Annotated in this window: 18 protein-coding genes; 9 read left to right on the top strand and 9 right to left on the bottom strand. The window is 57.1% G+C overall.

All coding sequences use genetic code 11. From position 1 onward, the window contains the following. Positions 1-59: 59 nt before the first annotated feature. Genes QMN93_RS07845 through QMN93_RS07830 form a run of 4 tightly spaced genes read left to right on the top strand, consistent with a single transcriptional unit; the run spans position 60 to position 2,553 of the window. Complete coding sequence (locus QMN93_RS07845) at positions 60-563, top strand: hypothetical protein (RefSeq protein WP_096149900.1); 504 nt, start codon at positions 60-62, stop codon at positions 561-563. A gap of 9 nt (positions 564-572) precedes the next feature. Beyond that, on the top strand, positions 573-1,019 hold the full coding sequence (locus tag QMN93_RS07840; RefSeq protein ID WP_023311671.1) for a DUF421 domain-containing protein: 447 nt from the start codon (positions 573-575) through the stop codon (positions 1,017-1,019). Between the two features lie 11 nt (positions 1,020-1,030). After that, entirely contained in the window at positions 1,031-1,549 is a 519-nt protein-coding gene (locus tag QMN93_RS07835; RefSeq protein WP_039262527.1) for a 2-oxo-tetronate isomerase, read from the top strand. Between the two features lie 17 nt (positions 1,550-1,566). Then, the gene (locus QMN93_RS07830; RefSeq protein WP_193139244.1) at positions 1,567-2,553 is read left to right on the top strand and encodes an SDR family oxidoreductase; all 987 of its coding nucleotides are present in this window, start codon (positions 1,567-1,569) and stop codon (positions 2,551-2,553) included. Here the strand turns inward: QMN93_RS07830 and QMN93_RS07825 are convergent, their stop codons facing one another. The 8 genes from QMN93_RS07825 to QMN93_RS07790 form a co-directional block, all read right to left on the bottom strand. Beyond that, positions 2,554-4,179, bottom strand: coding sequence for an alpha-amylase family protein (locus tag QMN93_RS07825; protein WP_193139246.1), 1,626 nt, complete (start codon positions 4,177-4,179; stop codon positions 2,554-2,556). An 8-nt stretch (positions 4,180-4,187) separates the two neighbouring features. Continuing rightward, a complete protein-coding gene (gene cydB / locus QMN93_RS07820) occupies positions 4,188-5,198 on the bottom strand; it encodes a cytochrome d ubiquinol oxidase subunit II (protein ID WP_193139248.1) in 1,011 nt (336 codons plus the stop codon). Further along, positions 5,198-6,601, bottom strand: a complete 1,404-nt coding sequence (locus tag QMN93_RS07815) for a cytochrome ubiquinol oxidase subunit I (RefSeq protein WP_182072361.1) — start codon at positions 6,599-6,601, stop codon at positions 5,198-5,200. Before QMN93_RS07815 ends, cydB begins: the two co-directional genes overlap by 1 nt. A 68-nt stretch (positions 6,602-6,669) precedes the next feature. Continuing rightward, positions 6,670-7,542 (bottom strand): manganese catalase family protein, encoded by an 873-nt coding sequence (locus QMN93_RS07810; protein WP_193139250.1) that lies wholly within the window; start codon positions 7,540-7,542, stop codon positions 6,670-6,672. A gap of 15 nt (positions 7,543-7,557) precedes the next feature. Continuing rightward, positions 7,558-8,064, bottom strand: a complete 507-nt coding sequence (locus QMN93_RS07805) for a ferritin-like domain-containing protein (RefSeq protein WP_193139977.1) — start codon at positions 8,062-8,064, stop codon at positions 7,558-7,560. Positions 8,065-8,089: 25 nt separating this feature from the next. Further along, positions 8,090-8,293, bottom strand: coding sequence for a hypothetical protein (locus QMN93_RS07800; RefSeq protein WP_008502273.1), 204 nt, complete (start codon positions 8,291-8,293; stop codon positions 8,090-8,092). Between the two features lie 23 nt (positions 8,294-8,316). After that, positions 8,317-8,811 (bottom strand): ferritin-like domain-containing protein, encoded by a 495-nt coding sequence (locus QMN93_RS07795; protein ID WP_008502272.1) that lies wholly within the window; start codon positions 8,809-8,811, stop codon positions 8,317-8,319. Between the two features lie 94 nt (positions 8,812-8,905). Next, positions 8,906-9,091 (bottom strand): general stress protein, encoded by a 186-nt coding sequence (locus tag QMN93_RS07790; protein WP_004150795.1) that lies wholly within the window; start codon positions 9,089-9,091, stop codon positions 8,906-8,908. 529 nt (positions 9,092-9,620) lie between these two features. On the opposite strand from QMN93_RS07790, the gene QMN93_RS07785 reads away from it, so the two are divergent. Together QMN93_RS07785 and QMN93_RS07780 are read left to right on the top strand one after the other, a co-directional pair. Next, a complete protein-coding gene (locus QMN93_RS07785; protein WP_033145503.1) occupies positions 9,621-10,964 on the top strand; it encodes a VOC family protein in 1,344 nt (447 codons plus the stop codon). Positions 10,965-11,007: 43 nt separating this feature from the next. Then, the gene (locus tag QMN93_RS07780) at positions 11,008-12,513 is read left to right on the top strand and encodes a carboxylesterase/lipase family protein (protein ID WP_193139252.1); all 1,506 of its coding nucleotides are present in this window, start codon (positions 11,008-11,010) and stop codon (positions 12,511-12,513) included. Here QMN93_RS07780 and QMN93_RS07775 read toward each other — a convergent pair. Beyond that, entirely contained in the window at positions 12,500-13,342 is an 843-nt protein-coding gene (locus QMN93_RS07775) for a LysR family transcriptional regulator (RefSeq protein ID WP_039262517.1), read from the bottom strand. The two genes, QMN93_RS07780 and QMN93_RS07775, sit on opposite strands and share 14 nt — an antisense overlap. Positions 13,343-13,457: 115 nt before the next feature. On the opposite strand from QMN93_RS07775, the gene QMN93_RS07770 reads away from it, so the two are divergent. The 3 genes from QMN93_RS07770 to QMN93_RS07760 all read left to right on the top strand — a co-directional run bounded on the left by QMN93_RS07770 (position 13,458) and on the right by QMN93_RS07760 (position 17,423). Then, the gene (locus tag QMN93_RS07770; RefSeq protein ID WP_047651261.1) at positions 13,458-14,627 is read left to right on the top strand and encodes a pyridoxal phosphate-dependent aminotransferase; all 1,170 of its coding nucleotides are present in this window, start codon (positions 13,458-13,460) and stop codon (positions 14,625-14,627) included. Positions 14,628-14,637: 10 nt separating this feature from the next. Beyond that, on the top strand, positions 14,638-15,411 hold the full coding sequence (locus QMN93_RS07765) for a transporter substrate-binding domain-containing protein (RefSeq protein WP_025756391.1): 774 nt from the start codon (positions 14,638-14,640) through the stop codon (positions 15,409-15,411). Between the two features lie 356 nt (positions 15,412-15,767). After that, the gene (locus tag QMN93_RS07760) at positions 15,768-17,423 is read left to right on the top strand and encodes a glucan biosynthesis protein D (RefSeq protein ID WP_182383539.1); all 1,656 of its coding nucleotides are present in this window, start codon (positions 15,768-15,770) and stop codon (positions 17,421-17,423) included. Positions 17,424-17,449: the final 26 nt, after the last annotated feature.

Here is a 17,449-nt window from a genome sequence, read left to right as displayed (position 1 = left end):
AAAACATTCGCGTTAGAAATCAAAATTATTGGATAATAAGCGAAACGGTGACGATGACCATGAAGCGTGAAAATGAAAAGTTACCCGGGATAGATGAGAGTTACCGTTTGCTGACGTTTGAATACGCGTTTCGTCAGGTGGGTTTTATTGTTCTGCTGGGTATTATCGTCGCGGCGATTGCCGGTCTGTTTTCCAGCGGAATGGTCAGCGACACGGTTAAAACGAATTCCTCTAAATCATTGACCATAGACTATGAACGCTTTGGACGACGGGAGACAGAGACCCGGATGGCGCTCGCGTTTCCGGTGCAAACGGAGGGGAAGTATGTCCTCAGCATGACCAGCGAGAGCAGCGATGCGTATGAGCCCGGCAGCGTCTGGCCGCAGCCGGACGCTATGTTCAGCCGCGGGAAGACCCTCTTTTTTGTCTATAACAACCTGAAAAAAACAGACAGCTTCTCCGTGTTACTCTTCACGACACCTTCCAGAGCCGGTAAATGGAACACCGTCATCCGCGTCAACAGCGAGCCGGAAATTAACATCTGGCAATTTATTTACCCCTAGGAGGCTGATATGGATATGGTCTTTCGCGCGCTGGCTATTTATCTGTTCCTCGTGGTGGTATTTAAAGTGGCCGGGCGTCGCGCGCTGCTGCAGATGACCAGCTTCGATCTCATTCTGCTCCTTATAATTAGTGAAGCCACGCAGCAGGCGCTTCTCGGACAGGATTTTTCCGTTACCGGTGCGATGATTACCATTACCACGCTGGTGGTGGTCGATATTATATTCGGGTTGATGAAGAAATATTTCTCGCCGGTGGAGAATATTCTGGATGGCACTCCTGTTATTCTTGTTGAGAACGGCGTGCCGTTAGCCGATAAACTGAAAAAAGTTGACGTGTCCTGTGATGATATTCTGGTGTCAGCGCGTCAAAATAATGGCATTACGGAAATAAGCGACATTAAATATGCCATACTTGAGCGCAATGGGCATATTTCAATCATTCCTTTCGAGAAATAAGAGGCGGCAAGATGAGCAATCTTTTTCACGACAGCAATAATACCGTGGGTGAACTGACGAAAAAGGTGGCGAGCAAATTAACCGATCTCGGGCTTCGCTTAACCACCGCGGAATCCTGCACGGGCGGAAAACTCTCGGTGGCGCTTTGCGCAGAGGAAAACACCGCCGAATTTTATGATGTCGGCCTGGTCGTGTTCAGCGATGAAGCTAAAGCGCGGATCCTCGGCGTGCGTCCCGAGACGCTTGAGCGGTTTACGGCCGTGAGCGAGCAGACGGTAACCGAAATGGCCGCCAGTATCCGCGACATCGCCAAGGCGGATATTAGCATCGCCATCAGCGGCTATGCGGGCCCGGAAGGGGGCGACGACGGCACGGCGGCGGGGACGGTCTGCTTCGCTTGGAACATACGCGGCGAGACGAAGACCCGCACCGTGCTTTTCTCCGGTGACTGTCAGGACGTGGTCGAAAAAGCGGTGCATTACTCGCTGGCTGAACTGGTGACAACCTTGTCGGACGGGAATAACGGATAAACTCACGTGGAGGTTCTATGGCTGTCATAGTGATTACCGGCGGGACGGCGGGCGTGGGAAAAGCCACGGCGCTGCACTTTGCAAAGGCGGGTTACGACGTGGGGCTCATTGCCCGCGATGAAGCCAGCCTGCACTCGACCCAGGAGGAGCTGCGGCGCTTTGGCGTTAATGCCCACGGCGTGCAGGCGGACGTCGCCGACAGCCAGGCGGTCGTGGATGCCGCTAACGAAATTGAGTATCGCCTCGGCGCGATTGATGTCTGGGTGAACAACGCGATGGGGGCCATTCTGGCGCCGTTTCGTACCCTCACGCCGGACGAGTTTCGGCGCGTGACTGAGGTGACCTACCTCGGCTACGTGAACGGCACCCGCGCCGCGCTCGAGCTTATGGTTCCGCGCGACAGGGGGGTGATTATCCAGGTGGGCTCCGCGCTGGCCTACCGTTCCATTCCGCTGCAGTCAGCCTACTGCGGGGCAAAAGCGGCGATCCGTGGGTTCACCGATGCGGTGCGTACCGAGCTGATGCATGAGAACAGCCGGGTTCAGCTTTCGATGGTCCAGATGCCGGGGCTCAATACCCCGCAGTTCGAATGGGCGAGGAATAAGTTCGCCTGGGCGATGCGCCCGGTGCCGCCGGTCTTTGAGCCTGAGGTGGCCGCCAGCGCCATCTTCAGGGTGGCGCAAAAGCCGGTACGCGAGCTGTGGGTAGGCAGCAGCACCATCCAGTCCATCGTCGGGCAATTTTTCTTCCCCGGTTTTCTTGACCGGCTGATGGTTAAAAAGGCGTGGGAAGGCCAGATGACCGACGATCTCAACGCGCCGGATCGCCGGGACTACCTCGACCAGCCGGTTAACGATCTGCATAAAATCCATGGCCGTTTTACTGACGAGGCGAAAACCCGCGCGCCGTCCGTCACCTCCGGCATGCCGGGGAAAGTGGCCCTTGGTGCCCTCGCGGTGGCGGGAATAGTGCTGACGCGTCTGATAACTCGCCGGAAACCGTAGTCAGCGCAGCGCGCTACGGTGCGTCCAGAACCAGCGATAGCCGTAGCCGCCAAGGCTGAGCTGAACGGTTTTACCGCAAATCAGCGCGTCATCGTAGCGCTTGTCCTCGAGACAGGCGGTCCAGGTGGCGTTGCGGATCCCTTTGGCGGTGAACTGCACCGGCTGGTCGCTGAAGTTAACGAAGGTCAGGATGCTGCGCTCGTCGGTCTCGTAATAAAGCCCCAGCACCGCGTCATCATCGATTGCGATCAGGCGAAAGGGCGCAACGGCTATTTCGGGGAACTCCGAGCGGGTAGTGGCAATATCGATGATCCGGTGCAGAAGCGAGTTGTGGTGAAGCAGCGAATCGGAGACGTTGACTTTCTGATAGCGGTAAGGGCCATGGTCGATAATCGGCGCGATAAATTTTCCCGGGTCGGCTGCAGAGAAACCACCTCCCTGTGACCCCGCCCACTGCATCGGGGTGCGGACGGCGTAGCGCTCCTCCAGATCCAGGTCATCACCCATGCCTATCTCGTCGCCGTAGCGCATCACCGGGACACCCGGCAGGGAAAACAGCACCGCGTGGCAGAACGCCAGCCGCTTCCGATCGCCGTTGAGCATCGGGGCCAGGCGGCGGCGGATCCCGCGCTGATAGACGTTCATCTCCTCATCAGGGGCGAAGGTATCGAGGACAAACTGTTTGTCTTTCTGACTGATGCCTTCCAGATCCAGCTCGTCGTGATTGCGCAGCCAGTTGGCAAAACAGCAGGAGTCAGGCGGGACGATCATCTTCTTCACCGCATTGCGCAGCGGGCGGGCGCTTTTGCGGGCCAGGCTGACGTAGAAATACTTGTTGAGCCAGAAATTGAGCACCAGATTCAGACGGTCGTTATTGCCGAAGTAGTCTTTATAGGCCTCAACGTCTACGTCAACTTCGCCCAGCAGGATCGCGTCCGGATTGCGCTCTTCGATAAGACGCCGCATATGTTCGAGGATCCACAGACCCTTTTTTTCATCACCATTTCCCGCCTGGGTGGTGAGGTGGGACGCGGCATCGAGGCGAAATCCCGACACGCCCAGCTTGAGCCAGAAGAGGATGATGTTCTCAATCTCTTTAAGCACCGCGGGCGAGGTGAGGTTCAGATCCGGCTCGTGGCGATAGAACATGTGCCGGTAGTATTGTCCCGCCTCGTCGTCCCAGCTCCAGATGCTCTTTTCCACGCCGGGAAACATGGGGGGCGTATCGTCCTCGTCGTTATCCGACCAGAGGTAGTAATCACGATAGGGTGACGCCGGGTTGCGGCGGGCCTGCTGGAACCAGGGATGCGCGTCCGACGTGTGCTGGATCAGCAGCTCGATAATGACCTGCATGCCCAGCTCGCGGGCCTGCTCGATAAAGGCGATGATATCGGCCAGCTTTCCGAAGCGGGGATCCACCTGGAGGTGGTCGCTGACGTCGTAGCCTTCATCGAGAAAGGGCGTGAGGTAAAACGGGGTGATCCAGATGACCGTCGCCCCCATGCGGCGTATATAACGCAGCTTGGCCGCGATCCCGGCGATGTCCCCGCAGCCATCGCCGTTCAAATCATAAAATAGCGCGGTATCAATCTGATAAATAATGGCTCGTGTATGCCAGTCGGTCATAGCGTTCCTCAGTGATAGCCTTCAGTATCCGACACTTTGCCCCGGAAGACGTAGTAGCTCCAGGCGGTGTACACCAGGATCACCGGAATAATCAGCAACGTGCCTACCAGCATAAACAGCTGGCTGGCAGGCGGGGCCGCGGCTTCCCACAGGGTGATGCGCGGCGGAATAATGTTCGGCCAGAGGCTGATGCCGAGCCCGCTAAACCCGAGGAAAATAAGCCCCAGCGTCAGCAGGAAGGGGCGAGCGTGGCTGGCCGGGTTGCGGGTCAGGCGCCAGATCAGCACGCTGAAAAGCCCGACCAGCAGAGGCACCGGCAGGAACCAGAAGAAGTTGGGCAGGGTAAACCAGCGGTCGGCTACGTACTGCCAGCCGAGCGGCGTCCAGATGCTCACTACCGCAATTACCACGACCAGCGCCAGCAGCACGTGGCGGGTCAGCTCGCGCATGCGGGCCTGCAGCGCGCCTTCACTTTTCATGATGAGCCAGGTAGTGCCCAGCAGCGTGTAGGCCACAACCAGCCCGATACCGCAGAAGAGGTTAAAGGGGGTGAGCCAGTCAAGCGCCGAGCCGACGAAACGCCGCCCCTCAACGTCGAAGCCGTTAATCACGGCGCCCACCACCACGCCCTGGCTGAAGGTGGCGAGCAGAGAGCCGCCGGCAAAGGAGTAATCCCAGAATTTGCGGTGCGACGGCGTGGCTTTGAAGCGGAACTCAAAGGCGACGCCGCGGAAGATGAGGCCGATCAGCATCGCGGTGAGAGGAATGGTGAGCGCATCAATAATCACCGCATAGGCCAGCGGAAAAGCGCCGAAAAGGCCCGCGCCGCCGAGCACCAGCCAGGTCTCGTTGCCGTCCCAGACCGGCGCCACGCTGTTGACCATCACATCGCGCTCCTTCGCATCGCCCACGAAGTTAAACAGCAGGCCGATGCCCAAATCAAAGCCATCCATGATGATGTACATCAGCGTGGCAAAGACGATGATGGCAAACCAGATAACTGAGATATCGACGCCCATCAGTTTCTCTCCTGTTCAGGAACAGACTCAGCGGCAGACAGCGGACGGGCGGGAGTGCCCGAGGTGTTTGACGTCAGCGTATCGACAGGCTGCGGTCCTTTCTTAATCAGCCGGATGAGGTAAACATAGCCCACCCCAAACACCGACGAGTAAACGACGAAGAACGCCAGCAGGCTGATGCTCATCTGCAGGGTGCTGTGCAGCGATACTGCGTCGATGGTGCGCAGATAGCCGTAGACCACCCACGGCTGACGGCCCACCTCGGTGGTGACCCAGCCGGCGAGCAGCGCCAGCAGCCCGGCAGGCCCCATGCAGAGGGCAAACCAGTGGAACGGGCGAGAGTGGAAAAGTCGATGACGATAGCGTAGCCAGACGCTGATAAGCCCGAGGGTAATCATCAGCAGCCCCATCCCGACCATGACGCGGAACGACCAGAAAACGATGGTCGAGTTTGGCCGATCTTCTTTCGGGAAATCCTTCAGCGCCGGGACCTGCTTATCCAGGCTGTGCGTCAGGATAAGGCTGCCGAGCGCGGGGATCTCCAGACCGTATTTGGTGCGCTCCTCGTCCATATCCGGCAGGCCAAACAGCAGCAGCGGGGTGGCCTCGCCCGGCGGATTTTCCCAGTGTCCCTCAATGGCGGCAATTTTAGCCGGCTGGTGCTCTAGCGTGTTCAGGCCGTGCATATCGCCCACGACCGCCTGGATGGGAGCGACCAGCAGCGCCATCCACATCGCCATGGAAAACATGGTGCGGACGGCGGGGGTATCGTTACCGCGCAGCAGGTGCCATGCGCCCGACGCGCCAACAAACAGCGCGCTGCTCAGAAACGCGGCGATAGCCATATGAATAAGGCGATAAGGGAAAGAGGGATTAAAGACGATCGCCAGCCAGTCCTGCGGAATAACCTGTCCGTTCTCGATAGTGAAGCCCTGCGGCGTATGCATCCAGCTGTTGGACGCGAGGATCCAGAAGGTCGACATCAGCGTGCCGAGCGCCACCATGCAGGTAGAAAAGAAGTGCAGGCCCGGGCCGACCTTATTCCAGCCGAACATCATGACGCCAAGGAAACCGGCCTCAAGGAAGAAGGCGGTTAAGACTTCATAGGTCAGAAGGGGGCCGGTAATACTGCCCGCGAACTGTGAGAACCCGCTCCAGTTGGTGCCAAACTGGTACGCCATGACCAGGCCGGAAACGACACCCATCCCGAAGTTAACGGCAAATATCTTGAGCCAGAAATGGTACAACGATCGCCAGACGTCGTTTTTGGTGCGCAGCCACATGCCCTCCAGCACCACCAGATAGCTGGCGAGGCCGATGGTGATCGCAGGAAAAAGGATATGAAACGAGACGGTAAAAGCGAACTGAATTCTGGCCAGATGGAACGCGTCGAGTTCGAACATGGTCCGTACCTCTGAAACGATGGGGCACGAGAATTGCCGGACAGTTTATGGCTGCCCGGCAAAACCGATTACGGTTTAGTCTTACCGGCACCCAGCTCGGCACCGGTCAGCGGGTCAGAATGTGGATCGGACTTCGTGCGGGCAGACATCGCCTTGACCAGGGTTGCCTGTTCGGTCGTGAGCGTGACGCTTGCGCTGCCATCGCCGCCGTCAACCGCAGGCTGGGGGGACTCAACGTAATCGAAATGTTTATCGCTGTTCCAGCTTCCGCGAACCTCTCCACCTTCAGACATATTGTAGTACTTGTTGGTGAATTCCTCGATTGGCGGCAATTTTCCCGGTGGGAAATTATTACGGATGGACTGCAGCGCCTTCTCAAAGGAGAGCTGGTGCGCCGCCTCGCGCGTCATCAGAAACGCCAGGGCATCCTTTACGCCGGGATCGTCGGTCACGTTGATCAGCCGTTCATAGATGATTTTCGCTCTGGCCTCTGCTGCCACGTTTGAGCGCAGGTCCGCCGTCGGCTCGCCGATGGTATCGACGTAGGCCGCCGTCCAGGGCACGCCCGCCGAGTTAGTGAGCGGGGTGCCGCCACCGTAGAGCAGGGAGGTGATGTGGCTGTCATTGCCGTTTTCGGTCATGGAGCGATACAGCTCGGCCTCGTTTTCCACCCCTTCCGCCAGCGCGCCTTTGGCGCCTTTATTCAGCATGCCGACCAGGGTACCGATGGTTTCGAGGTGGCTTAGCTCCTCGGTGGCGATATCCATCAGCATATCTTTACGGCCCGGATCGTCATCGCTCAATCCTTGCGTAAAGTACCGGCAGGCGGCAGCCAGTTCGCCCTGAGGCCCACCGAACTGTTCCAGTAAAAGGTTGGCGAGGCCTGGGTTCGGTTCGGCAACGCGAACCGTATATTGCAGCTGTTTGACGTGTCGGAACATGGCGATTCTCCCTGATTATTTTTTTGCTTCGACGCCCGATGCGTCTGAACGCAGCAGGAACTGTTCCGTGGTCTGCGGAATATGGCGAATCAGCCACTCGGCCATTTCGCGTTCTTCCGCCAGAATCGTCTCGATGGCAGGTACCGAGGCCGTGTCGCCTGCTTTCTTCGCCGCCGCGAGCAGGGAGGTATAGCAGGCTATTTCAAACTGTTCGAAAACATAGCCGCTGATTGAACCCTTCACGATCTCATCAGAGGGGAACATGCCGCCAATGGACTGCCCGAGCGCCGCCATTTTGCTCATCGAATCTTTTAAAACCGAACGAGAAATATCATTACGGTCGAGGATTTCTTCCAGCAATGTAATTTGCCGTTTTGTCTCATTAATATGCTGCTCAATTCTGGCGCGAACATCAGGATAATTATCGATACGGCTGGCCATGGATTCCAGCATAGATTCGGCTTGCTTTTCCATCGCATGGGCATCGCGTAGCCAGTCATGGTAGTGTTCTACGTGATTCATCATTGTATCCTCATTAGGGGTTCGCTTATTTGGTCTCACTTTCAGCAGCCTGATCGGCACGCGCGGCACTGTAGCCAGATAAATGGCCGACAATATTGGCGTAAATGCTGATGATAATGACCCATAGCACGCTGTTCTTCCACCAAATTACGGAGGGAATGGCGAGAATGAACCATATTATGGCTGCCGCTAAATGGCACCGTTTAATTGTCCTGGGACTGATGCTCATTTTATTTAACCTGTATTATTGCGTCATTTCTGCGCTTTTTGGTTAATATTTCCTACGGCCAGGTCGGTGAGTTTAAGGTCGGTCTCTTTTTCTTCTTCCAGCGTTTCGGCAAGAAGCTTAACGGCTTTTTTATAGCCCAGTTGTTCTGCTAATGTGGCAAGGGTACCGTAGCTGGCAATTTCGTAATGTTCGACTTTTTGCGCGGCGGCAATAAGTGCGGCATCACGTACTTCATTTTTTTCCGTGCTTTCGATGACTTCGTTGGCTTCTTCAATTAAGCCTTCCATCGCCACGCACTTCATGCGCTTAAGCTTGATACCGTCTTCCTGCTCGACGATCTGGTCGATACGTTCGATCTGACCCTGCGTCTCCTCAAGGTGTGCGGTAAAAGCGGCGCTCAGCTTCTCGCTGGAGGCGGCGCGGGCAAGTTTGCTTAACGCACGGGTAAGCTGCTTTTCTGCGCTGTAGGTATCCGAGAGAAGATGAATAAAGACATCCTCGACGCTTTTCATATTCATAATAATTACGCTCCGGTAAAATAAGGAAAGGGTACTGCGAGCTTTTCAGCCCGCAGTATGCTCTCTGGTTTTATTAAAAGAGTATTAAATAAGATCAGGAGTTATCAGATTTACGGCCTCCGCCGTGACTGTTCTGTCCTCCTTTCTTACCCGCTTCAGAAGCGCGTTGCGGATCGTTTTTAAAGTTCCCACCGCTATGCTGGCCACCTTTACGTCCAGCTTCTGATGCTTTTTCACGATCTTCAGCGAAATTACCGGAACCACCACGATGCTCTGCCATATTAAACCTCATAGTCATATATTGGTTATGTCAGTACGATACGAAAATATTCCGTATCACTCGTCGTTCGAGTAATAACTCTAGTCGCTGTGCGTCATCCGTCAAATGCGTTTTGCTATTTGCGGTTGCGTTATTTTTAAATATTTGTAAATTTGCGCTTCGCTTAAAAGAGAAATATGGATAGACAGGAAGGACTTGTAAACAACCATTCAGATTAATCCTAACTTCGAGCTAAAAATTTGAAAGAAGAGGATAAAAATAATGGCGTACTCGAATTGGTTAATTTGCATTCAGAAGAGAGCCAAAAAATACTCCTTTATAGATAGAAAGCGGAACCCTAAATAATTATAAGGAAAATCCTGGATAAAAGCGTTCAGGCTGAAAGGGCGGTTCCGTTAGGCGCTGTTCAGGGGCCTGATAGCACACGGTTTGACCACTGTCGTCTTAAGATCACAATTCAGAAATTCTTCCCCCCGGAAGGAACGGGTTTCTCTACACTCCAGGTAATATTCACTGGAGGCATGACATCATGGCGAACACCATCACGGCTGATGACATTCGGGAACACTTTTCGCAGGCTATGTCGGCGATGTACCAGCAGGAAGTTCCGCAGTACGGCACCTTGCTTGAACTGGTTGCGGACGTAAACCTGGCGGTTCTGGAAAATAATCCACTATTACATGAACAACTGGCTAACGCCGATGAGCTTGCGCGCCTGAACGTGGAGCGTCATGGGGCGATCCGCGTGGGCACGGCACAGGAGCTTTCAACCCTGCGCCGTATGTTTGCCATTATGGGTATGTACCCGGTCAGCTATTACGATCTCTCTCAGGCGGGAGTGCCCGTCCACTCAACGGCGTTTCGTCCGATAGAGGATGCGGCGCTGTGCCGGAATCCGTTTCGTATCTTTACCTCGCTGCTGCGTCTTGAGCTGATTGAAAACGTCGCGCTGCGCGAGCGGGCCGCGGAGATCCTGTCTCACCGCAACATCTTCACCCCGCGCTGCCTGGAACTGATCGACCTCCACGAGTCGGAAGGGCAGTTTACTGACGCACAGGCGCACGAATTTGTGCAGGAAGCGTTAGAAACCTTCCGCTGGCACCGCCATGCGACGGTCGATCAAGAAACCTATCTGGCGCTGCACAACGAGCACCGTCTGATTGCCGACGTGGTCTGCTTCCCGGGCTGTCATATTAACCACCTCACGCCGCGCACGCTGGACATTGACCGGGTGCAGGAGCTGATGCCGAAGTACGGTATCGAGCCAAAAATTCTGATCGAAGGGCCGCCGCGTCGCGAGGTGCCCGTCTTATTGCGTCAAACCAGCTTCAAGGCGCTGGAAGAGCCGGTGCTGTTTGCCGGTGAACATAAAGGCACCCACACCGCGCGCTTCGGTGAGATTGAACAGCGCGGCGTGGCGCTGACCCCGAAAGGCCGTGAGCTGTACGATAGCCTTCTCGCCCAGGCCGGTACCGGTAAAGATAACCTGACCCATCAGCTGCATCTGCGGGAGATCTTTAGCGCCTTCCCGGACAGCGAAATGCTCATGCGCCGTCAGGAGCTGGCTTATTTCCGCTACCGCCTGACGCCAGCCGGGGAAGCGCATCGGCATGCGTTTCGTCCGGGCGACGATCCGCAGCCCCTGATCGAGCGCGGATGGGTGGTTGCCCAGCCGATCACCTACGAAGATTTCCTCCCGGTCAGCGCCGCGGGGATTTTCCAGTCCAACCTCGGGAACGAAACCCAGGCCCGCAGCCACGGTAACGCCAGCCGCGATGCGTTTGAAGACGCGCTGGGATGCCCGGTGTATGACGAGTTTACGCTCTACCAGGAGGCTGAAACGCGCAGTAAACAGCGTTGCGGTTTGCTCTGAAATCGTTACTCTGCTGGGGTGTGATGGAAAAATTAAGGTCGTTATGCAAAATCCTTCCGCCCCTGTGGTTGAAACGCGCCAGGGCGCACTGTCTGGTTTAACCGATGAGAACGTCCACGTCTGGTGCGGTATTCCCTACGCCGCGCCGCCCGTGGGGGAGTGGCGCTGGCGCTCGCCCCGGCCGCCTGAACGCTGGGATGGGCTGCGCGAGGCCACGGCATTCTCGCCCTCAAGCTGGCAAAGCAGCGAGTATTGTCAGGAGCTCGGCGGCGGCGATCCGGGCCAGTTTTCCGAAGATTGCCTCTACCTTAACGTCTGGTCTCCCGCAGAGCGGGCCGAGCCGCTTCCGGTTATGGTCTGGCTGCACGGAGGCGGGTTTACGATTGGTGCCGGAGGCCTGCCGCCGTATAACGGCAAAGCGCTGGCCACGCGCGGCGTGGTTGTGGTCACGATTAACTACCGTCTCGGCCATCTCGGCTTTTTCGCCCATCCCGCGCTGGAAGGCGAGGAAGGGCGCGTGGTGCATAATTTTGCCCTGCTGGATCAGATCGCCGCGCTCGAATGGGTGCGGGATAACATCGCCGGGTTTGGCGGCGATCCCGCCAATGTGACCCTGTTTGGCGAATCCGCTGGCGCGCGGAGCGTGCTCTCGCTGCTGGCCTCTCCGCTGGCAGCAGGATTGTTCCACAAGGCGATTGTGCAAAGCGGATACACCTTACCGGACACGCCGCGCGAGCAGGCGCTGCAAAAAGGGGAAGCGCTGGCCGCCCATTTCGGGCTGGAAAATGCGACCGCCGGGCAGCTGCGCGCCATTTCGCCCGAGGCGTTCTGGCCGCTCACCGCGCCGCTGAACGTCGCTCCGGCTCCTATCGCAGGAGACTGTGTTCTGCCGGAAGCCATGCTTGACGTCTTTTTCGCCGCGCGTCAGCATCCGGTGCCGGTGATGATTGGCTCCAACAGCGATGAAGCCAGCGTGATGGCGGTGTTTGGCATCGATCTCGCCGGACAAATTCAGAAGCTTCGCCGGGAGCGCCGCTTCGGGCTGGGGCTGATTAAGCTGCTCTACCCGGGCGTGAAGGGCGATGAAGAGCTGGGCAGGCAGGTGTGTCGCGACATGGCGTTTACCACGATGGGCTACGTGGTGATGCAGGCCCAGCAGCGCGTCGGTGGGTTGTGCTGGCGTTACTGGTTTGACTATGTCGCAGAGGCGGAACATGCCACGTACATCAACGGCGCCTGGCACGGCAACGAAGTTCCCTACGTCTTCGATACGCTCGGCCAGGTGGAGCCTTCACGTCAGTACGTCAATGAGCGGGATCTGCAGTTTGCTGCCCACGTCGCGGATTACTGGGTGAGCTTTGCGCGTGACGCGGGTCGTCGCGACATCCTGCCCGGGCCGACGCACTGGCCCGCGTGCCGTAAAGGGCGGGACGTTCTGTTACGCATTGGCGTGAATAAACATGCAGCTTTCAGGCTTGAAAACCGCTTTATGCGCGCCCGCATGAGCCTCTTCAAGCGGGTGATGAAGCACCACGTCAGCCTCGATTAAGCAAACAGGCGCGAAACGCCGCGAGACCATTTTCCTCGCCTGGCGTTTCGCGCAGCACCAGCCGGTAGCTTGCGCCGGTTTTTATGCTTGTCTCATAGGGCCGTACCAGCCTTCCCGCGTGAATATCTTCTGCCACCAGCGTTTCGTCGGCGATGGCGACGCCGAGCCCCTGAATGGCGGCCGTAATGGCGAGATCCATCGTATCGAAGTGTTGATTTTTATGCATGGCAAAGCCCGGACCTTCCTGTTTCGTCAGCCACAGCGACCAGTCCGTCTTGTCCCTTGTCGGGTGCAGAAACGTCAGCGAACCCAGCGCAGCACCCGCCCGCACCGGGCTTATCACCGGGGTGAGCGCCTCTTCGAACAGCAGATCGCCTGCGCTCATGTGCGTACCGAACACGATGGCCGCGTCGTAAGACTCAGTTTTGAAATTGACGTTGTGATCGGTAGTGGTGGTCAGCGCGATCTGCAGATCCGGATGCTCGCGCTCCACCTCCAGCAGGCGCGGCACCAGCCAGCGCATGGCGCAGGTGGGGGCCTTCAGCCGGATCACGGTGTGCTGGCTGCGGGCCTGGTCGGCCACGGACAGCAGCTGCTCGAAAGCGGACTGCAGCTCCGGAAGCAGGGCGCTACCCTGCGGTGAGAGGCGCAGCCCGCGCGCGTGGCGTTCAAAAAGCGGAAAGCCAAACCACGCCTCAAGGGAGGCAATCTTACGGCTCACGGCCCCCTGCGTCAGACACAGTTCCGCCGCAGCATGGGTAAGATTGAGGTGACGCGCGGTGACTAAAAAAGCGTCGATGGCATTAAGGGGGAGCGAACGGCGTGACATAGAAAACACCTCAGCTATGCATTTTTCTCATGGCTATTATGACAACAATTCGATTGTCCCGACAGCACAGATGTTGTTTGAATAGTTATGCAATGTCCATGAGAAGGGAAAGAGGATGACTTTACGAACGCCAGTGCAAACGCGCTCCAAACTGCCGGATGTGGGAACCACCATTTTTACCGTTATCGGCCAGCTCTCGGCGCAGCATAACGCGATTAACCTTTCTCAGGGCGCACCGAATTTTTCCTGCGACCCGAAGCTGATTGCGGGCGTCACCCGCGCAATGGAGGCGGGGCATAACCAGTACGCGTCGATGACCGGTCTGCAGCCGCTCAGAGAACGTATTGCCGATAAAATTGCCACGCTCTACGGCACGCAGTACGACCCTGCCAGCGAGGTGCTGGTGACCGCCAGCGCCAGCGAAGGGCTCTATTCGGCGATTAGCGGGCTGGTGCATCCGGGCGATGAGGTGATCTACTTTGAGCCGTCCTTTGACAGCTACGCGCCGATTGTCCGTCTGCAGGGGGCAACCCCGATTGCCATCAAGCTCACCGTGCCGGATTTTGCCGTCAACTGGGATGAGGTTCGCGCTGCGATCACCCCGCGCACGCGCATGATCATCATCAACACGCCGCACAACCCGAGCGGTCAGGTCTTCTCCGCCAGTGACCTGCAGCAGCTGGCGGCGCTGACGCGCAATACCGACATCATTATTTTGTCTGACGAAGTGTACGAACACGTCGTTTTTGACGGCGAGCCGCATCACGGGATGGCCACGCACCCGCAGCTGGCGGAGCGCAGCGTAATTATTTCCTCTTTCGGAAAAACCTATCACGTCACCGGGTGGCGCGTGGGTTACTGTGTTGCACCGGCGGTACTGATGGACGAGATTTGTAAAGTGCATCAATTTTTAATGTTTTCTGCCGATACGCCAATGCAGCACGCGTTTGCTGAACATATGGTGGACCCGCAAACCTGGCTGTCGCTGTCGGCGTTTTACCAGCGCAAGCGCGATCTCCTGCACAGCCTGCTGGCCGATTCGCCGTTTACGCTGCTGCCGAGCGCCGGATCGTTCTTCATGCTGGCGGACTACAGCCAGTTCAGCGACGAGCGCGACAGCGAGCTGGTGAAACGGCTGATCGTTGAGTACGGCGTTGCCACCATTCCGCTGTCGGCGTTTTATGCGGACGGTACGGATAATAAATTGATTCGTCTCTCTTTTGCGAAAGATGAGGCGACGTTACGGGCAGGTGCCCAGGCCCTGTGTCGGGTTAAACCACGCTGAGGAGTATGAGATGAAATTACGCGCGTTAGTTGTCGGCATGGGATTGCTGTGTACTTTTTCTTCCTTCGCGGCCACCGAGCTGCGTTACGGTCTGGAAGCGGAATATCCGCCGTTTGAGAGCCGCAATGCGGCGGGCGAACTGGAAGGGTTTGACGTTGAGCTGGGGAATGCCATCTGCAAAGCGGCAGCGCTGAAGTGCAGCTGGGTTGAAACCTCCTTTGATGCGCTGATCCCGGGCCTGGTGGCGAAGAAATTTGACGCCATCAACTCGGCGATGAACATCACCGAGCAGCGCCGCAAGAGCATTGATTTTACCCAACCGATCTACCGTATTCCGTCGCAGCTGGTCGGCAAGGCCGGCACGGCGGTTGAGGCAACCCCAGAAGGGCTGAAGGGGAAAACCATCGGCGTGCTGCAGGGATCCATCCAGGAAACCTATGCCAAAGAGCACTGGGAAAAGCAGGGTGTCACCGTGGTGTCTTATAAAGATCAGAATATGGCCTGGGGCGATCTGCTGAATGGCCGTATCGACGCCTCGCTGGTCATGTCCGCGGCCGGGCAGGCAGGTTTCCTCAGCAAGCCGCAGGGGAAAGGGTTTGGCTTCATCGGCAAACCGGTGTCTGACGACACTATCCTCGGCAGTGGGATCGGTTTTGGGTTGCGTAAGGGCGACGAGGCCACCAAAAAGCAGCTTGATGCCGCGATTGATAAAGTACGTGCCGACGGCACGATCGCTAAACTCGCTGATAAGTACTTCCCGGGTATCGATGTCAGCGTAAAATAATCGCCTCATTAGCCCCGGCGAACGATGTCGCGCCGGGGCATTTTTAATACACTTCATCCTTCAAGCTGCCTCTGCGTTGGCTACGTCTGTTCACCCAAGTCACTTACTTAAGTAAGCTCCTGGGGATTCTCAGACTTGCCGCCTTGATCCAGCATGAATGATTTTGTGTATTTACTGTTTTTTACACCACTTTCGGGCCGTTCTGGTCGACAGAAAATATTTATCACTTTGTTCATATAAACACCGGCCAACAATTGGATTCTTAACCATTTTTGTTTAGGCTGTGCGTTCTTTCTTGCCGTCATTTCGCCGAGCGCGAAACACATTCACACGACCATAAGGACGTTTTTCCAGGCATGAATCGCAGACGTTTTCTAAAAGGCTCGCTGGCAGTGGCAGCCCTGAGCGGCACATCTGGCCTTGCTTCCCTGTTTTCCAAAGCGGCATACGCTGCCGACTCTGACATTGCTGACGGCCAGAGCCGTCGTTTCGACTTCTCCGTACTGCAATCCATGGCGCATGACCTGGCGAAAACCCCGTGGGGTGGCGCGCCGCGTCCGCTGCCGGACACGCTGGCAACCATGACGCCGCAGGCGTACAACGCCATCCGCTACGATGAAAAACAGTCACTGTGGAACAACATTGAAGGGCGTCAGCTGGACGTGCAGTTCTTCCATATGGGGATGGGGTTCCGCCGCCGCGTGCGGATGTTCTCGCTGGACCAGTCAACCTCTATGGCGCGCGAGATCCACTTCCGTCCGGAGCTGTTCAGCTACGGTGAAACGGGTGTGGATACCAAACAGCTGGAAGGGCAAAGCGATCTCGGCTTTGCGGGCTTCCGCGCCTTTAAGGCGCCTGAGCTGGCGCGTCGCGATATTGTCTCTTTCCTGGGCGCGAGCTATTTCCGCGCGGTGGATGACACCTACCAGTACGGCCTTTCCGCGCGCGGTCTGGCGGTAGATACCTTTACCGACACGCCGGAAGAGTTCCCGGACTTTACCGCCTTCTGGTTTGAAACCGTCAAGCCCGGCGACACGACTTTTACCGTCTACACGCTGCTGGACAGCCCGAGCATCACCGGCGCCTATAAATTCGTGATCCACTGCGAGAAGAGCCAGGTGATTATGGAGGTGGAAAACCATCTCTACGCGCGGAAGGACATCAAGCAGCTCGGCATCGCGCCGATGACCAGCATGTTCAGCTGCGGCAATAACGAACGCCGCATGTGTGACACCATTCACCCGCAAATTCATGACTCCGACCGCCTGGCAATGTGGCGCGGCAACGGGGAGTGGATCTGTCGTCCGCTGAACAACCCGCAGAAGCTGCAGTTTAACGCCTATATGGACAAAAACCCGAAAGGGTTCGGCCTGCTGCAGCTCGACCGCGATTTCTCGCACTATCAGGACGTGATGGGCTGGTATAACAAACGCCCGAGCCTGTGGGTTGAACCGCGTAACGACTGGGGTAAAGGCGCGGTTGGCCTGATGGAGATCCCGACCACCGGCGAAACGCTGGATAACGTGGTCTGCTTCTGGCAGCCGGAAAAAGCGGTGAAGGCGGGCGACGAGCTGGACTTTAAATATCGTCTGTACTGGAGCGCCATGCCGCCGGTGCGTTCTCCGCTGGCCAACGTCTTCGCCACCCGTACCGGTATGGGCGGCTTCCCGGAAGGCTGGGCACCGGGCGAAAATTACCCGAAAGTGTGGGCCCGTCGCTTTGCTATCGACTTCGTCGGTGGCGACCTCAAGGCCGCTGCGCCAAAAGGCATCGAGCCGGTGATTACGCTCTCCAGCGGTCAAGCGAAGCAGGTTGAGATCCTCTACGTTGAGCCGTTTGACGGCTATCGCATCCTGTTTGACTGGTACCCAACCTCGGATTCGACGGAGCCGGTGGATATGCGCCTGTTCCTGCGCTGCCAGGGCGATGCCATCAGTGAAACCTGGCTGTACCAGTATTTCCCGCCAGCGCCGGATAAACGTCAGTATGTTGACGACCGGGTAATGCGTTAACGATCGATTCCCTCTCCCTCCGGGAG

The sequence above is a fragment of the Enterobacter sp. R-1.6.2 genome (assembly GCF_035064085.1).
In the GTDB taxonomy this organism is placed as follows: domain Bacteria; phylum Pseudomonadota; class Gammaproteobacteria; order Enterobacterales; family Enterobacteriaceae; genus Enterobacter; species Enterobacter asburiae_B.
Note: the sequence above shows the minus strand (reverse complement) of the source record. Positions and strands in the feature narration are given on the sequence as shown.

Excerpts from the sequence above, each read along its gene's own strand:
- QMN93_RS07825 (WP_193139246.1), bottom strand. The coding sequence starts at position 4,179 with ATGACCGACTGGCATACACGAGCCATTATTTATCAGATTGATACCGCG.
- QMN93_RS07765 (WP_025756391.1), top strand. The coding sequence starts at position 14,638 with ATGAAATTACGCGCGTTAGTTGTCGGCATGGGATTGCTGTGTACTTTT.
- QMN93_RS07835 (WP_039262527.1), top strand. The coding sequence starts at position 1,031 with ATGAGCAATCTTTTTCACGACAGCAATAATACCGTGGGTGAACTGACG.
- QMN93_RS07840 (WP_023311671.1), top strand. The coding sequence starts at position 573 with ATGGATATGGTCTTTCGCGCGCTGGCTATTTATCTGTTCCTCGTGGTG.
- QMN93_RS07785 (WP_033145503.1), top strand. The coding sequence starts at position 9,621 with ATGGCGAACACCATCACGGCTGATGACATTCGGGAACACTTTTCGCAG.
- QMN93_RS07815 (WP_182072361.1), bottom strand. The coding sequence starts at position 6,601 with ATGTTCGAACTCGACGCGTTCCATCTGGCCAGAATTCAGTTCGCTTTT.
- QMN93_RS07810 (WP_193139250.1), bottom strand. The coding sequence starts at position 7,542 with ATGTTCCGACACGTCAAACAGCTGCAATATACGGTTCGCGTTGCCGAA.
- QMN93_RS07805 (WP_193139977.1), bottom strand. The coding sequence starts at position 8,064 with ATGAATCACGTAGAACACTACCATGACTGGCTACGCGATGCCCATGCG.
- QMN93_RS07775 (WP_039262517.1), bottom strand. The coding sequence starts at position 13,342 with ATGTCACGCCGTTCGCTCCCCCTTAATGCCATCGACGCTTTTTTAGTC.
- QMN93_RS07760 (WP_182383539.1), top strand. The coding sequence starts at position 15,768 with ATGAATCGCAGACGTTTTCTAAAAGGCTCGCTGGCAGTGGCAGCCCTG.
- QMN93_RS07830 (WP_193139244.1), top strand. The coding sequence starts at position 1,567 with ATGGCTGTCATAGTGATTACCGGCGGGACGGCGGGCGTGGGAAAAGCC.
- QMN93_RS07770 (WP_047651261.1), top strand. The coding sequence starts at position 13,458 with ATGACTTTACGAACGCCAGTGCAAACGCGCTCCAAACTGCCGGATGTG.
- QMN93_RS07800 (WP_008502273.1), bottom strand. The coding sequence starts at position 8,293 with ATGAGCATCAGTCCCAGGACAATTAAACGGTGCCATTTAGCGGCAGCC.
- QMN93_RS07780 (WP_193139252.1), top strand. The coding sequence starts at position 11,008 with ATGCAAAATCCTTCCGCCCCTGTGGTTGAAACGCGCCAGGGCGCACTG.
- QMN93_RS07845 (WP_096149900.1), top strand. The coding sequence starts at position 60 with ATGAAGCGTGAAAATGAAAAGTTACCCGGGATAGATGAGAGTTACCGT.
- cydB (WP_193139248.1), bottom strand. The coding sequence starts at position 5,198 with ATGGGCGTCGATATCTCAGTTATCTGGTTTGCCATCATCGTCTTTGCC.
- QMN93_RS07790 (WP_004150795.1), bottom strand. The coding sequence starts at position 9,091 with ATGGCAGAGCATCGTGGTGGTTCCGGTAATTTCGCTGAAGATCGTGAA.
- QMN93_RS07795 (WP_008502272.1), bottom strand. The coding sequence starts at position 8,811 with ATGAATATGAAAAGCGTCGAGGATGTCTTTATTCATCTTCTCTCGGAT.